The 15,571-nt window shown below is 63.6% G+C and carries 15 protein-coding genes; 9 read left to right on the top strand and 6 right to left on the bottom strand.

Going from position 1 to position 15,571, the window contains the following annotated elements; translation table 11 throughout:
* Positions 1-83: 83 nt before the first annotated feature.
* Positions 84-1,322 carry an amidase gene (locus tag JQ558_RS13525; protein ID WP_212293925.1) on the bottom strand — a complete coding sequence of 413 codons (1,239 nt, stop codon included), beginning with the start codon at positions 1,320-1,322 and terminating at the stop codon, positions 84-86.
* Positions 1,323-1,451: 129 nt separating this feature from the next.
* On the opposite strand from JQ558_RS13525, the gene dprA reads away from it, so the two are divergent.
* Positions 1,452-2,570: a DNA-processing protein DprA gene (gene dprA, locus JQ558_RS13530; RefSeq protein ID WP_212293926.1), complete on the top strand. Its 1,119-nt coding sequence runs from the start codon at positions 1,452-1,454 to the stop codon at positions 2,568-2,570.
* A 107-nt stretch (positions 2,571-2,677) separates the two neighbouring features.
* On the opposite strand, the gene JQ558_RS13535 is transcribed toward dprA, so the two are convergent.
* A complete protein-coding gene (locus tag JQ558_RS13535; protein ID WP_212212319.1) occupies positions 2,678-3,079 on the bottom strand; it encodes a helix-turn-helix domain-containing protein in 402 nt (133 codons plus the stop codon).
* Between the two features lie 96 nt (positions 3,080-3,175).
* Here JQ558_RS13535 and JQ558_RS13540 point away from each other — a divergent pair, with 96 nt between their 5' ends.
* The gene (locus JQ558_RS13540; RefSeq protein ID WP_212293927.1) at positions 3,176-3,784 is read left to right on the top strand and encodes an FMN-dependent NADH-azoreductase; all 609 of its coding nucleotides are present in this window, start codon (positions 3,176-3,178) and stop codon (positions 3,782-3,784) included.
* Between the two features lie 52 nt (positions 3,785-3,836).
* On the opposite strand, the gene JQ558_RS13545 is transcribed toward JQ558_RS13540, so the two are convergent.
* Positions 3,837-3,974 carry a hypothetical protein gene (locus JQ558_RS13545; RefSeq protein WP_212294066.1) on the bottom strand — a complete coding sequence of 46 codons (138 nt, stop codon included), beginning with the start codon at positions 3,972-3,974 and terminating at the stop codon, positions 3,837-3,839.
* Positions 3,975-4,141: 167 nt separating this feature from the next.
* Positions 4,142-4,915, bottom strand: coding sequence for an SDR family NAD(P)-dependent oxidoreductase (locus JQ558_RS13550; RefSeq protein WP_212272278.1), 774 nt, complete (start codon positions 4,913-4,915; stop codon positions 4,142-4,144).
* Positions 4,916-5,118: 203 nt separating this feature from the next.
* Between JQ558_RS13550 and JQ558_RS13555 the strand changes: the two genes are divergently transcribed.
* Positions 5,119-5,604 (top strand): helix-turn-helix domain-containing protein, encoded by a 486-nt coding sequence (locus JQ558_RS13555; protein WP_212212328.1) that lies wholly within the window; start codon positions 5,119-5,121, stop codon positions 5,602-5,604.
* Between the two features lie 13 nt (positions 5,605-5,617).
* Here the strand turns inward: JQ558_RS13555 and JQ558_RS13560 are convergent, their stop codons facing one another.
* On the bottom strand, positions 5,618-5,761 hold the full coding sequence (locus tag JQ558_RS13560; RefSeq protein ID WP_192733705.1) for a hypothetical protein: 144 nt from the start codon (positions 5,759-5,761) through the stop codon (positions 5,618-5,620).
* 339 nt (positions 5,762-6,100) lie between these two features.
* Between JQ558_RS13560 and topA the strand changes: the two genes are divergently transcribed.
* The 6 genes from topA to rpmG all read left to right on the top strand — a co-directional run bounded on the left by topA (position 6,101) and on the right by rpmG (position 14,249).
* Complete coding sequence (gene topA / locus JQ558_RS13565) at positions 6,101-8,860, top strand: type I DNA topoisomerase (protein WP_212293928.1); 2,760 nt, start codon at positions 6,101-6,103, stop codon at positions 8,858-8,860.
* Positions 8,861-11,197, top strand: coding sequence for a ribonuclease R (gene rnr, locus JQ558_RS13570; protein WP_212293929.1), 2,337 nt, complete (start codon positions 8,861-8,863; stop codon positions 11,195-11,197).
* The gene (locus JQ558_RS13575; protein WP_212212337.1) at positions 11,185-11,625 is read left to right on the top strand and encodes a DUF983 domain-containing protein; all 441 of its coding nucleotides are present in this window, start codon (positions 11,185-11,187) and stop codon (positions 11,623-11,625) included. Before rnr ends, JQ558_RS13575 begins: the two co-directional genes overlap by 13 nt.
* A 37-nt stretch (positions 11,626-11,662) precedes the next feature.
* Positions 11,663-12,400, top strand: coding sequence for an NUDIX domain-containing protein (locus tag JQ558_RS13580; protein WP_212293930.1), 738 nt, complete (start codon positions 11,663-11,665; stop codon positions 12,398-12,400).
* A gap of 229 nt (positions 12,401-12,629) precedes the next feature.
* Entirely contained in the window at positions 12,630-13,955 is a 1,326-nt protein-coding gene (locus JQ558_RS13585) for an LLM class flavin-dependent oxidoreductase (protein WP_212293931.1), read from the top strand.
* A gap of 126 nt (positions 13,956-14,081) precedes the next feature.
* Positions 14,082-14,249 (top strand): 50S ribosomal protein L33, encoded by a 168-nt coding sequence (gene rpmG, locus JQ558_RS13590; RefSeq protein WP_027537094.1) that lies wholly within the window; start codon positions 14,082-14,084, stop codon positions 14,247-14,249.
* A gap of 67 nt (positions 14,250-14,316) precedes the next feature.
* Here the strand turns inward: rpmG and JQ558_RS13595 are convergent, their stop codons facing one another.
* Entirely contained in the window at positions 14,317-15,552 is a 1,236-nt protein-coding gene (locus JQ558_RS13595; protein ID WP_212293932.1) for an MFS transporter, read from the bottom strand.
* Between the last annotated feature and the right edge of the window lie 19 nt (positions 15,553-15,571).

Here is a 15,571-nt window from a genome sequence, read left to right on the forward strand (position 1 = left end):
CGAAGCGAGAACCCGGAATCTCGAGATTCCCCGGTGCGCAATTGCGCACCTGAGGTCTCGTCCTTCCATCCCGGAATGACAAGTCACCGCGCCAGCGCTTCCTCGACGAACCGCGCCGCCGCCAGCGCCTTCGCGTCCTCGCCATAGTGCGCGATGACCTGCACGCCCACCGGCAAGCCGCCGGCAGCGATATGCGCGGGGATGTTGACGCAGGGCGTTCCCATCAACGTCCACAGCCGGTTGTAGCGGGCGTCGCCCGTCGAGCCCAATCCCGCAGGTGCTGCGCCCGGGGCCGATATGGCCAGCAGCACGTCGACGTCTTCGAAAACTTTTGCCAGCGCGATTCTGGCCTGACGTGTAACTTGCATCGCCCCGTCATAGGCGGCAGGCAGCATGCCCTTGCTTTCGTCGAGCCGTCCACGCAGGTTCGGCGCGACGGCGTCGTAATGCACGCGGTATTCAAAGGCGAGCGCCTGATGCGCTTCGAATTCCTGTACCGTCGGGTGCTGGCGCCACGCTTCGGCTACGATCTCCGGCATCGCCAGCGTGCGCACGGATGCCCCTGCCCGTTCCGCAGTCCTGGCGGCGATCTGCAGTGCCTCGGCGCCTTCGGCCTCCGGTGCACCGGCAAAGTCCTGGGTCACGACGCCGATACGCGGCGTCGATACCGACGCCAGCGGCAAGAATTCATCACGGCCGGTCATCGCCGCAAGCCCGTGCGCGACGTCACGGACTCCGGCTGCGAACAAACCAACGGTATCCAGCGTCCACGAATAGCACTTCACGCCGACGGTCGGCAGCAGGCGGTAGGACGGCTTGATCGCGGCACAGCCGCAGAACGAGGCCGGCCGGATCACCGAGCCACCGGTCTGCGTGCCCAGCGCCAGCGGGATCATGCCGGCCGCGACCGCGGCTGCCGAGCCTGCCGATGATCCACCCGGCGTGTGAGCATTGTTGCGCGGGTTGAGCGTCGCGGTCGGATCTGAAGATGCGAACGCCGTCGTCGTGGTCTTTCCGACGATGCTGGCCCCTGCCGCCTTCAGCGCCATCACGACAGCCGCATCCCCGCGCGATCGAAACCCCTTGTAGATCGACGAGCCCATCTCGGTCGGGAAATCGACGGTATCCATGATGTCCTTGATGCCGACGGCAATGCCGCGCAACGGCCCGTTGTCTTGCGCGCGAATATTCGCGTCATGGCACACGAACGCACCGATCTTCTTTTCCTGCGCGCCGATCGCCTCCAGCGACTGGGCAATCGCTGAAGCCGCGGAGAGATCGCCCTGCGCGATACGGCGTTGAAGGTCGGCGAGCGAGATCATGGACATTCCTCCTGCGGCGGACCAACGGGTTTTACGGAGCGGACCGGAACGGGGCAACGCATCGGCGGGCATGGCAGCCGTGAGAACAGGTGTTGCTTGCAATCTCCGGTTGGGCAAAGCTGTACCGACATGCACGACCGTACGCCCAGCGCGCCCCACCTCACCGATTCCGAACGGATCGACCGGTTGCGGCTCATTCGCTCCGACAATGTCGGCCCACGCACCTTCGCCTCCCTGCTCCGGCATTTCGGCAGCGCCCGCGCCGCGCTGGAGCGGCTGCCCGATCTGGCGCGGCGGGGTGGCGCGTCAGGACCGGGGCGCATCTGCAGCGAGGACGATGCGCGAGGTGAACTCGCAGCCAGCAGAAAGATCGGCATCGCTCTCGTCGCGCCCGGCGAAGCCGGCTACCCTCCGCGGCTGGCCACGCTGGACGATGCGCCGCCGCTGCTCGGCGTCCGCGGCGCGCCCGAGGTGATGATGCGGCCGATGATTGCGATCGTTGGCTCGCGCAACGCCTCCGGAGCCGGATTGAAATTCGCAGGCCAGATCGCGCGCGACCTCGGCGAAGCCGGTTTTGTGGTGATCTCCGGCTTGGCGCGCGGCATCGACCAGGCCGCGCATCGGGCAACGGTTGCGAGCGGCACGGTGGCGGTGCTGGCTGGTGGCCATGACCGGATCTATCCGCCCGAGCATGAGAACCTGCTGACGGCACTGCTCGAACATGGCGGTGCGATTTCCGAAATGCCGCTTGGCCACGTACCCCGCGCCCGCGATTTTCCACGCCGCAATCGCCTGATCTCCGGCGCGTCGCTCGGCGTCGTCGTGGTCGAAGCCGCGCATCGCTCGGGATCGTTGATCACGGCGCGGATGGCCGCAGAACAAGGCCGCGAGGTGTTTGCGGTCCCCGGCTCGCCGCTCGATCCACGCGCCGCCGGCACCAACGATCTGATCAAGCAGGGCGCGACGCTGACCACGGAAGCCAGCGACGTCATCAACGCGGTCGCGCCGATCATGGAGCGGCCGGTCGCGATTGATTTGCGCGAGCGCGACGGCGAGCCGCTTGATTTCGACGCGGGGCTAAGCGAGCGCGCCCGCATCGTCGATCTGCTCGGACCGAGCCCGATCAGCCTCGACGATCTGATCCGGATGTCGGACGCCTCACCCGCCATCGTCCGATCGGTGCTGCTCGAACTCGAACTTGCCGGACGGCTGGAGCGCCACGGCGGCGGGCTGGTGTCGCTGGTTTAGAAGCGCTGTGCCTCTTCGGCAGGGCTGAGACACAAAATCGCGAAAACAACCCCATGCAAAGTAAGATAAGCCACGACTAGCGGTACCGTGCTACTTACGACGCTAAGTTAGCGCTTGTCGTTGCGCGCGTCGAAACTGCTGCGCGCTCCCTCGATTTCCGGCAGATGCGCGAACGCCCATTGGCCGAGCGCCTTGACCGGCTCCGCCAGCCCGCGGCCGAGATCGGTCAGTTCGTAATCGACCCGCGGCGGAATGGTCGGAAAAACAGTACGCGTGACTAGGCCATCCCGCTCCAGTCCGCGCAGCGTCAAGGTCAGCATCCGCTGCGAGATGCCGCCAATCACGCGCTTGAGTTCGTTGAAGCGCTGCGGCCCGCCGATCAGCTGCATAATCACGAACACGCTCCATTTGTCACCGACGCGAGCCAGCACCGAGGCGACGGCGCGGCAATCGCCGGAGGCATGCGGATTGGCCGGTAAGGCAGGCACATTGATGTGCTCGGGTCTCATGGATGTGCTCGGGTTTCAAAATTGTGCGTTCTTGCGGGGTTTTACGACAGTCACTCATATAGCGCCAGTTACAAACCAATACCAAGGGTGACCCAAATGAAGCTTCTACATATCGACTCCAGCGTCCTCGGCCCCCACTCCGTCAGCCGCCAGGTTTCCGCCGCCATCGTGGACCGCCTGCGTCAATCCACCCCCGGCCTCGAGGTCAGTTACCGCGACCTGACCCTGACACCGCTGGCGCATCTGTCGGGCTCGCACCTCGCCGCCGGCCAGGGCACCACGCCCGAGGCGTCGCTGCAGCCGGACCTCGCCGCCGGTCAGGCGGTGCTCGAAGAGTTTTTGGCCACCGACATCGTCGTGCTCGGCGCGCCGATGTACAATTTCACCATTCCGAGCCAGCTCAAGGCCTGGATCGACCGCATTTTGGTCGCGGGCAAGACGTTCAAATACAGCGCGCAGGGTGTCGAAGGTCTGGCCGGCAACAAGCGCGTCATCGTCGCGATCTCGCGCGGCGGATTTTACGGCCCGGGCACGCCGGCCGCCGTTGGCGAGCATCTGGAGACCTATTTGCGCTGGGTGTTCGGCTTCATCGGCATAGCCAATCCCGAATTCATCTCCGCCGACGGAATCCAGATCGGTCCCGAGCATCGCGAAAAAGCGGTCGCCGGCGCGCTGAAAGCCGCGGGCAATCTGAACGCAGCCTGAGTTGATGCGTGAGCGGTTGCCGTCGCCAGGCGCGTGACGGCAGCCGCTCCAATCAGAAAACGCCGTTGATGCGGAGGATAACGACAATCAAGGAGGCCAGAAGACCGACACCCGAAAACAGCGCGACTGAAACAAATTGCGCGGTGTCCGAATTTTCCGCCGGGGTCGAGGAGATGCCAGTGGTCTTCACGACAGGGCTCACCGGTTGATGGTTGCTTACGAAACTCCTGTCCTCGAAATCTCAAGCAGTTACACGCAGGGTTCAATGGGCGTTCTGGCTCAGCGCCAATCCGCCGCAGGGCGCAGAAGCCGGCCAGCGTCCCGCCGGCCGGCTTCGATATTGCGGGGATTGTCGCCTCACCCTCGATAGATCGGCGCCCCGCTTGGCGAGGCCGTAGCACCGCCGTCGACGAACAATTCCTGACCCTGGATATGCGCGGCATCGTCGGAGGCCAGGAACAGCACCGTCCTCGAAATGTGATCGGGTTCGCCGATGCGGCCGAGCGGCGTGGTGGCGCCGATGCGCTTCTCGAACGCCTTTTCGGCTTCGGGGGTCGCCAGTGCCGCGCCCCAGATCGGGGTGCGGATTGCACCCGGCGAGACCACGTTGACGCGGATATTGCGCGGCGACAGTTCGGACGCCATCACCCGCGCCATCGCGCGCACGCCGGCCTTGCTGGCCGCGTAGGCGGAGTAGCCGGGATTGCCGAGCACTGAAATCACCGAGCCGTTCAGGATGATGGAGGCGCCGTCGTTGAGATGCGGCACCGCGGCCTGCACGGTGAAGAACACCGCCGTGATGTTGGTCCGGATCACGTTCTCAAAGGTCTCTAACGTGGCTGACCCAAGCGGCGTGCCGCCCGCAATGCCGGCATTGGCGAAAATGACGTCGAGCTTGCCGAACTTCGCAACCGCCTGCTTGATGGCGGCTTCCGTCGCCGCGATGTCGGTGGCGTCGGCGACGATCGCGAGCGCGTTCGGACCCAATTCCCTGGCGGCCGCCTCCAGCGTCTCTTGGTTGCGCCCGGTGATGGCGACCCGCGCCCCCTCCGCCACGAACAGCTTGGCCGTCGCAAGTCCGATGCCGCTGTTTCCGCCAGTAATGAACGCCGTCTTGTTCGCCAGCCTCACGGGAGCCTCCGATGGTTGCATTATTAAACTAAGTTGCCATCTAGGCTATCTGGTTTTATAATGCAACTACACAGGGCTGTGATCATCCAAAGCATTTTTCGAGCGAAGTGGAGTCCGGTTCGCATAGCAATCAAGCTTGCGCAGATTGCGTAGACTTATCTGCGGTAGAAAACGCGTCAGACAAAGAATCTCCGGAGATGGCCATGGTGAAACGGACCAGCTTTGAGAATGACGATTGCCCGATCGCGCGATCGCTGGATGCGATCGGCGACTGGTGGTCGCTGCTGATCATCCGCGAGGCGCTGTTCGGCAGCCGCCGCTTCGGCGAATTCCAGAAAAGTCTCGGGCTCGCCAAGAATATCCTCACTGTGCGACTGCGCGCGCTGGTCGATCAGGGCATTCTCAAGCTGGCCCCCGCCTCCGATGGCAGCGCCTATCAGGAATATCTTTTGACGCCGAAAGGCCGCGGCGTGTTTCCGATCCTGGTAGCTCTGCGCCAGTGGAGCGAGGAATTCGACGATCACCCTGCGGAAATCGCGACCATCCTGGTCGACAAGGAAAAGGGCCGCCCGGTTCGCAAGCTCGAACTCTATTCGCAAGATGGGCGGCTATTGACCGCGGCCGATACCGCGCTCAAGCCGCGGCGGGACTCCAAGTCATCACGGAAACTCAGGTCTATTTCGGCCTGAACAGATGCGCCGCTTACGACAGCTTGCGCTTGCTCCGCAGCCGCAGGTGCTCCTGGGCTTCCAGCAGCGCCATCCCGAGCAAATGGCTGAGGACCTCAAGCCGGTGGCGCTCGGCGAGTTTTGTCAATTCGGCAACGGTCTCCGCTATGAAGGCCACGGCCTCGTCGGGGCCGCCCTCCTCTCCCGATTCAACCGCTGGCGCTCGCCGATTCTTGCCTGAAGCGGTGCGCTTCCGGCCTCCCCCTGCCTTGCTCAATAAAAATGCACCCAATCCCATATAGTATAGACAAGAAATAACCCCTTTGCGGGCGCAACTCTAGGGCGCAATTCGCAACTTCCTGTATACAAGTTCGGACGTCCAAAACCCCTTTTTGGCCCCTGCTCCTCATCTGTCGATTTGACAGGGGCCGCCTCACCACCCATGTTCGGGTCGAAACGGCGGCCGCGAGTCTCGCGGAACCGGCCTTAATCTTTTCCCGTAAGCTATTGGAATGACATGAATATCGTCATTGTGGAGTCGCCGGCGAAAGCCAAGACGATCAACAAATATTTGGGCGCCTCCTATGAGGTTCTGGCCTCGTTCGGCCATGTCCGCGACCTCCCCGCCAAGAACGGATCGGTCGATCCGGACGCCAATTTCCAGATGATCTGGGAGGTCGACCCCAAGGCGGCAGGCCGGCTCAACGATATCGCCAAGGCCCTGAAGGGCGCCGACCGACTGATTCTCGCAACCGACCCTGATCGCGAGGGCGAAGCGATCTCCTGGCACGTGCTCGAAGTGCTCAAGGAAAAGCGCGCGCTGAAGGACCACAAGATCGAGCGCGTGGTGTTCAACGCCATCACCAAGCAGGCGGTGACCGATGCGATGAAGTCGCCGCGCCAGATCGATGGCGCGCTGGTCGACGCCTATATGGCGCGCCGCGCGCTGGACTATCTGGTCGGCTTCACGCTGTCGCCGGTGCTGTGGCGCAAGCTGCCGGGCGCCCGCTCTGCCGGCCGCGTTCAATCGGTCGCGTTGCGGCTGGTTTGCGACCGCGAGCTCGAAATCGAGAAATTCGTGCCGCGCGAATACTGGTCGCTGGTGGCCACATTGACAACGCCGCGCGGCGACACGTTCGAGGCGCGGCTGGTCGGCGCCGACGGCAGGAAGATCCAGCGCCTCGACATCGGCACCGGCGCCGAAGCCGAAGACCTCAAAAAGGCGATCGAGGCCGCCAACTTCACGGTCTCGACCGTCGAAGCCAAGCCCGCCCGCCGCAATCCGCAGGCCCCCTTCACCACCTCGACGCTGCAGCAGGAAGCCAGCCGCAAGCTCGGCTTTGCGCCGGCGCATACGATGCGGATCGCGCAGCGCCTGTATGAAGGCATCGATATCGGCGGCGAGACCACCGGTCTCATTACCTATATGCGTACCGACGGCGTGCAGATCGACGGCTCGGCCATTACCCAGGCCCGCAAGGTGATCGGCGAGGATTACGGCAACGCCTATGTGCCGGAGGCGCCGCGCCAGTACCAGAGCAAGGCCAAGAACGCCCAGGAAGCGCATGAAGCGATTCGCCCGACCGATATGTCGCGCCGTCCGGCCGAAATGCGCCGGCGTCTCGATACCGATCAGGCCAAGCTCTATGAGCTGATCTGGATCCGCACCATCGCAAGCCAGATGGAATCCGCAGAACTGGAACGCACCACCGTCGATATCGCCGCCAAAGCCGGCTCACGCGTGCTGGACCTGCGCGCCAGCGGCCAGGTGGTGAAGTTCGACGGTTTCCTCGCGCTCTATCAGGAAGGCCGCGACGACGAGGAAGACGAGGATTCCCGTCGCCTCCCCGCGATGAGCGAGGGCGAAGCGCTGAAGCGGCAGGACCTCGCCGTTACCCAGCATTTCACCGAACCGCCGCCGCGCTTCTCGGAAGCCTCGCTGGTCAAGCGGATGGAAGAGCTCGGCATCGGCCGCCCCTCAACCTATGCCTCGATCCTGCAGGTGCTGAAAGACCGCGGCTACGTCAAGCTCGAGAAGAAGCGATTGCATGGCGAGGACAAGGGCCGCGTCGTGGTCGCGTTCCTGGAAAACTTCTTCGCGCGCTATGTGGAATATGATTTTACCGCCAATTTGGAAGAGCAGCTCGATCGCATCTCCAACAACGAGATTTCCTGGCAGCAGGTGCTGAAGGAGTTCTGGACCGGGTTCGCCGGCGCGGTGAGCGACATCAAGGATATTCGCGTCTCCGAAGTGCTGGATGCGCTCGACGACATGCTGGGACCGCACATCTATCCGCCCCGCGCGGACGGCGGCGATGTCCGGCAGTGCCCGACCTGCGGCACCGGCAGACTCAACCTGAAGGCCGGAAAGTTCGGCGCCTTTGTCGGTTGCTCGAATTATCCGGAATGCCGTCATACCCGACCGCTTGCTGCCGACTCCGAGGCCACCGCCGACCGCGTCCTCGGCAAGGATCCCGAGACCGATCTCGACGTCGCGGTGAAGGCCGGCCGCTTCGGTCCCTATATCCAGCTCGGCGAGCAGAAGGATTATGCCGAGGGCGAAAAGCCCAAGCGCGCCGGTATTCCGAAAGGCTCCTCGCCCGGCGATATGGAGCTCGAGCTTGCGCTAAAACTGCTGTCGTTGCCGCGCGAGATCGGCAAGCATCCCGAGACTGGCGAGCCGATCACCGCCGGCATCGGTCGCTTCGGCCCATTCGTGCGCCACGAAAAGACCTATGCGAGCCTGGAAGCCGGCGACGAGGTGTTTGACATCGGCCTCAATCGCGCGGTGACGTTGATCGCCGAAAAGATCTTGAAGGGCCCGAGCGGCCGCCGCTTCGGCGCCGATCCCGGCAAGCCGATCGGTGAGCACCCGAGCCTCGGCGGCGTTGCCGTCAAGAACGGCCGCTACGGCGCTTACGTGACCGCCGGCGGCGTCAACGCCACCATCCCGAGCGACAAGACGCCGGATACGATTACGCTCGCCGAAGCCATTGCACTGATCGACGAACGCGCCGCCAAGGGCGGCGGCAAGCCGAAGCGTGGCGCGAAGAAAGCCGCACCGAAGAAGGCCGCCAAGGCCAAAGCGCCCGTTGATCCAGACGCGCCGAAGCCGGCCAAGAAGCCGGCGGTGAAGAAGGCTGCGGCTAAGCCGAAATCGGAAGCGGTGAGCAAGGCGCGCGCACCGGTCGCGTCCGCGGCAAAGACCTCAGCAGCAAAGCCTGCAGCAGCACCCAAAACGCCTGCGAAGAAAAGCGCGGGCAAGGCCCGGGGATAAGTGAAGAGAAAACACGACAATGGCTTTCCGGCCCGGGACGCCATCGTTGCCTTCATCCGTGCCAATCCAGGCAAGATCGGCACCCGCGAGATCGCCCGCGAGTTCGGCCTGAAGAACGCCGATCGTGTCGAACTGAAGCGAATCCTGCGCGAACTCGCCGACGAGGGCACCATCGCCAAGCGCGGCCGCAAGGTTCTCGAACCCGCCGCGCTGCCGCCGACCGTGATGGCCGACATCACCGGCCGCGACACCGACGGCGAGCTGCTCGCCACCCCCACCGAATGGGATGAAGAGGAATTCGGCGCGGCACCGAAGATCCGCATCCATGTTCCGCGTCGTCCGCAACCGGGCACTGCCGCCGGTGTCGGCGACCGCGCGCTGCTGCGCGTCGAGAAGACCGACGACACCGCTGGCACGCCCTATCGCGGGCGCGTCATCAAGGTCATCGACCACGCCCGCACCCGCCTGCTCGGTATTTTTCGGAAGCTGCCCAATGGCGGCGGAAGGATGATCCCGGTCGACAAGAAGCAGGCCGGGCGCGAACTGAACATCGCCAGCACCGACACCGGTGGCGCCGAGGATGGCGACCTGATCAGCGTCGATCTGGTGCGCACGCGCGGCTACGGGCTGGCGTCCGGCAAGGTAAAGGAGCGGCTCGGCTCGCTCGCGACCGAAAAAGCGGTCAGCCTGATCGCAATCCACGCCCACGACATTCCGCAGGCCTTCACCCCATCAGCATTGCGCGAAGCCGAGGACGCAAAGCCGGCGACCCTCAAGGGTCGCGAGGACTGGCGCGAGTTGCCGCTCGTGACCATCGATCCCCCTGATGCCAAGGACCATGACGACGCGGTTCATGCCGCCCCCGACGACGATCCGAACAACAAGGGCGGCTATATCGTCCATGTCGCGATCGCCGATGTCGCGTTCTATGTGCGCCCGGCTTCGGCGCTCGATCGCGACGCGCTGACGCGCGGCAACTCGGTGTATTTCCCGGACCGCGTCGTGCCGATGCTGCCCGAGCGTATCTCCAACGATCTGTGCTCGCTGGTGCCGGGCGAGCCGCGCGGCGCGCTCGCCGTGCGGATGGTGATCGGTGCCGATGGCCGCAAGCGCTCGCACAGCTTTCATCGCGTGCTGATGCGCTCTGCCGCCAAACTGAACTATGCGCAGGCGCAGGCCGCAATCGACGGCCGGCCCGACGACACCACCGGCCCCCTGCTCGAACCGATCCTCAAACCGCTCTATACGGCCTATGCACTGGTAAAGCTGGCGCGCGACGAGCGTGATCCGCTGGATCTCGATCTGCCCGAGCGCAAGATCCTGCTGAAGCCCGACGGCACCGTCGACCGCGTCATCGTGCCGGAGCGGCTGGATGCGCATCGGCTGATCGAGGAATTCATGATCCTCGCTAACGTGGCCGCCGCCGAGATGCTGGAGAAGAAGGCGCTGCCGCTGATCTACCGCGTGCACGACGAGCCGAGCCAGGAGAAGGTTCATAACCTCCAGGAATTCTTAAAAACACTCGATCTGCCGTTTGCGAAAGCCGGTGCGTTGCGCCCCGCCCTGTTCAATCGCGTGCTCGGCCAGGTCCGCGGCGAGGATTATGAGCCGCTGGTCAATGAAGTGGTGCTGCGCTCGCAGGCGCAGGCGGAATATTCCGCGGAGAATTACGGCCATTTCGGCCTCAACCTGCGGCGCTATGCGCATTTCACTTCGCCGATCAGGCGATACGCCGATCTGATCGTGCATCGCGCGCTGATCCGCGCGCTCGGCCTCGGCGAAGGCGCGTTGCCGGACACCGAAACGCTGGAAACGCTGAGCGAAGTCGCCGCACAGATATCCGTCACCGAACGTCGCGCCATGAAGGCCGAACGCGAGACCGCCGACCGGCTGATTGCGCATTTCCTCGCCGACCGCATCGGTGCGACGTTCCAGGGCCGCATTTCCGGCGTCACCCGCGCCGGACTGTTCGTGAAGTTGTCTGATACCGGCGCCGACGGGCTGATCCCGATCCGCACGCTGGGAACAGAATATTTCAACTATGACGAGACCCGGCACGCGCTCGTCGGCTCACGCAGCGGTGCCATGCACCGGCTGGGGGACGTTGTCGACGTACGTCTGGTAGAAGCAGCGCCAGTAGCTGGCGCGCTGCGGTTCGAGTTACTATCTGAAAGCAAGGTCATTCCGCGCGGCAGAAAACAGGGCGGCCGCCGCGAAGGTTCGAAAGCCCCGGTCACGCCATCGAAGACGCGTCCGGGCCGTAGCCCGCATCCGAAGGAACGCAAGGGCAAAGCCAAGCCCGGCAAATCGAAGAGAGGCAAGTCATGGAAACGGTGAGCCCCGCGACGACAGTCTGGACCAGGGAATCCGTGAAGGGCGAAAAGCGTGATCTCTGGAGCGCGATGAAGCGTGGCTTCATGTGCCGCTGCCCGCGTTGCGGCGAAGGCAAGCTGTTTCGGGCGTTCCTGAAAGTCGACGACCACTGCAAGACCTGCGGGCTCGATTACACGCCGCACCGCGCCGATGATTTGCCGGCCTATCTCGTCATCGTCATCGTCGGCCACATCGTGGTACCGGTCGTGCTGTGGGTGGAAACCAATTATTCGCCGGCGATCTGGCTGCAAATGGCGATCTACCTGCCCTTCACCTTCCTCTCGTCGCTGTTGTTGCTGCAACCGGTCAAGGGCGCCGTGGTCGGTTTCCAATGGGCGCTGCGCATGCATGGCTTTGACGAAAATGCCCCTAGCGACATCCCTCCGGTCTAGCTAAACCAAGAACAACAAGAGACTGAACGGGGATGGAATGACCGAAGCAGCGCCTGCAATCGTCGAAGGAAAAGAAGCCGATCACCATCCCTACTTCCGACCGAAGGACGCCGCGACGCTGATCCTGATCGACCGGAGCGGCGACAAACCGAAGGTCTTGGTCGGCAAACGCCACGACAATGTGGTGTTCATGCCGGGCAAATATGTTTTCCCAGGCGGCCGCGTCGACAAATCAGACAACCGCGTCCCCGTCGCTGCCCCCATCACCAATGAACTCGAAGCCAATCTGCTCAAGGGCAGCCCCAAGATCGCGCCATCGCGTGCGCGTGCACTGGCGGTAGCAGCGATCCGCGAAGCCTGCGAGGAGACCGGTCTCTGCCTCGGCCGCAAGGTCGAAAAACCCGTAAAACTCGAAGGCGCCTGGCAGCCGTTCTCGGATGCCGGCCTGCTGCCCGATCCGTCCAGTCTGTTCCTGATCGCACGCGCGATCACCCCGCCCGGCCGCGTCCGCCGTTTCGACACCCGCTTCTTCACCGCCGACGCTTCCGCCATCGCGCACAAGGTTGAGGGCGTGATCCATGCCGACGCCGAACTGGTGGAACTGGTCTGGGTCGAGATCGGTTCAAAACCGCTCGCCGATGCGCATGCCATGACCAAGAACGTGCTCGCCGAACTCGACCGCCGCCTCGCCACCGGCCCGCTGCGCCACGACGCCCCGGTGCCGTTCTTCCATTTCTACGGCGGCAAGATGCAGAAGGACGTGCTCGGGGCGTAGCCCGACCTCTCTCCCAGTGATTGCGAGCGGAGCGAAGCAATCCATGCTTCTGCACGGGGAAAGATGGATTGCTTCGTCGCTACGCTCCTCGCAATGACGGTATTGGCGTCACGGCAAATATCCTCTCTCGATCCCTTAAATTGCAAAATTCTTCTGCTGGCCGCCGATGGCGCAGCCTTCACCCATGCCTATCTCTTTCCCCAACACCAACAAACACGGAAACGGGGCGATGGCACAGCGGCAACTCAAGCTCGGCGCGTTCATGCGGCCGGTCTCTATCCACACCGGCGCGTGGCGCTATCCCGGCGCATGGCCCGATGCCAACTTCAATTTCCCGCGTATCAAGCAACTGATCCAGAAGCTCGAAGCCGGCAAATTCGACGCCTTCTTCATGGCCGATCATCTGGCCGTGCTGAACATGCCGGTCAATGCGCTCAAGCGCAGCCACACCGTGACCTCGTTCGAACCGTTCACGCTGTTGTCGGCGCTGGCCGGCGCCACCGAACATATCGGCCTGATCGCGACGGGTTCGACCACGTTCGACGAGCCTTATCATGTTGCGCGCCGTTTTGCTTCGCTCGATCACATCAGCAATGGGCGCGCGGGGTGGAATATCGTCACCACGTCCAATCCGGACGCCGCGCTGAATTTCGGGCTCGACGATCATATGGAGCATGCCGAGCGCTACAAGCGGGCGCGCGAATTCTATGACGTGGTCACGGGTCTGTGGGATTCCTTTGCCGACGATGCCTTCGTGCGCGACGTCGAATCCGGGCTCTATTTCGATCCAGCAAAAATGCACGTGCTCAATCACAAGGGAAAATATCTGAGCGTGCGCGGCCCTCTCAACATCGCCCGCCCTGTGCAGGGCTGGCCGCTGATCGTGCAGGCCGGTGCCTCCGACGACGGGCGGCAGTTGGCGGCGGAGACCGCCGAAGCCGTGTTCACCGGCGGCGGTCCTCTCGCCGATGCCCAAAAACTCTACGCCGACATCAAGGGCCGGATGGAAAAAATCGGCCGCAACCCCGAGCATCTCGTTATTCTGCCCGGCGCCTTCGTCGTGGTCGGCGACAGCGTCGATGAGGCAAAGGAGAAGCGCGCAAAGCTCGACAGCATGGTGCATTACGACAGCGCGATCGCCTCGCTGTCCGTCCAGCTCGGCACCGACGCCTCCGGTTTCGATCCCGACGGACAATTGCCTGACATCCCCGAGACTAATGCCAGCAAGAGTGGCCGCCAGCGACTGGTCGATGTCGCCGCGCGCGACAAGCTCACCGTGCGCCAGCTCGCCCAGCGCGTCGGCGGCTATGGCGGGCTTTCCTTCGTCGGCACGCCGGTGACCATCGCCGACCAGATGGAGGAGTGGCTGGTGAGCCGCGGCAGCGACGGGTTCAACATCATGTTCCCGTTCCTGCCCGCCGGCCTCGACGATTTCGTCGACAAGGTGGTGCCGGAACTGCAGAAACGCGGGATTTTCCGCAAGGAGTACGAAGGCAAGACACTGCGGGAGAATTTGGGGCTGCCGAGGCCGAAAAACCGGTTCTTTGAGGGTTAATTACCCGGTTTCATGCAGGTTTCCAGCCTGGAAACCTTGACTTTGGGCGATCAGAAGCTAGGTTGCCCGGCAAATGCGGGCCGATTTGGCCGGCACCCGATTTTCACACATCAAGGGTTCTGAACAATGGCCAAAGCGGTCACCATCAAGGTCAAGCTCGTTTCCACGGCGGACACCGGCTTCTATTACGTCGCCAAGAAGAACTCGCGCACCATGACCGACAAGCTGGTCAAGAAGAAGTACGACCCGGTCGCGCGCAAGCACGTCGAGTTCAAGGAATCGAAGATCAAGTAAGCGTACCAACGCTGCTTTCTGACTCGAACGGGGCCTCGCGGCCCCGTTTTTTGATTCTGTGCGTGCTCTAAGCCGCCTGCATCTGTCGTGGCGGCTCGCTCGGCCGGATCAAGGCGAATGCCACCTGGATGATTCCGCCCGCAAGTCCGAGCGCGACGCCGATCCGCCACGCCATGGTGTAGGAGCCGAGCTGGTCGTAGATCAGCCCTCCCCCGTAAGCGCCAAGGAACGAGCCGATCTGGTGGCTCATGAAGGCGAGGCCCTGAATCATCGCCTGCCATTTCAGGCCGAACATTTCAGCGACGGCGCCCGCGACCAGCGGGCCGACGCCCATCCAGAGGAAACCCATGATCGCGCCAAACAACAGCGTGGTCGCCGGGGTTGCCGGCAGCATGAAGTACCAGGCGAGCGCGATCGAACGGAAAACGTAGATGCCGCCGAGCAGCGCCAGCTTGTTCCAGCGCTGGCCGGCCCAGCCGAAGAACAGGCTGCCCAGCACGTTGAAGCCGCCGATCATGCCGAGCGTCTGCGCGCTCAGCATCGGATCGAGGCCGCAGATCAAAAGATAGGACGGCAGATGCGTGGTGAGAAACACGAGCTGCATGCCGCAGACGAAATAGGCGCAGGTCATCACCACGAACGATGCGTTGCCGAACGCGATCTTGGCGGCGGTCGAAGCCGAAGCGTCGCCGATGTCGTCGGCGGCCTTGGGCGGCAGCGGGATCTTGTCGGCCCTGCCCGCGTACCAGGCGGCCGGCAGCATGAACAGCGACAGAATCACAAAGCCGGCGACGCCGGCGCGCCAGCCAAAACCTTCATTCAACATCTGCCCGATCGGCGCCGACACCAACGCGCCGAGCGACCCCGCCGCCGAGACCATGCCCATCACGGTGCTGCGCACCGTGGCCGGCACCGCGCGCGCGGAAACCGACATCGCAATCGCATTGGCCGTGCAGGCCAGCGAGAAACCGATCAATAGACCTGCGCCGATCAGGATCGGGATCATGCCTTGCGCGGTCGCCATCAGGGCAAGGCCGACGATGTACATCAGCGTGCCCACGATCATGATCGGGCGGAAGCCGTAGCGCACCGTCAAGGCGCCGGCGACCGGCTGCAGGAATCCCCAGGCGAGATTTTGCACCGCCAGCGCCAGCGTGAAATCCGACACGGAAATTCCGATGTCCTTCGTCAGCGGCTGCATGAAGATACCAAAACTCTGCCGCAGGCCCATGCTCAGGGTCAGCATGACAGAGGCGCCGATCAGGATCGGGAGGGTTGGACGCAGGATTTGCAGCAGGGCCATTGTTTTTATTCTCCCTAGC

Origin of the sequence: Bradyrhizobium sp. AUGA SZCCT0160, from assembly GCF_018130105.1 — a bacterium.
Taxonomy (GTDB): Bacteria; Pseudomonadota; Alphaproteobacteria; order Rhizobiales; family Xanthobacteraceae; genus Bradyrhizobium.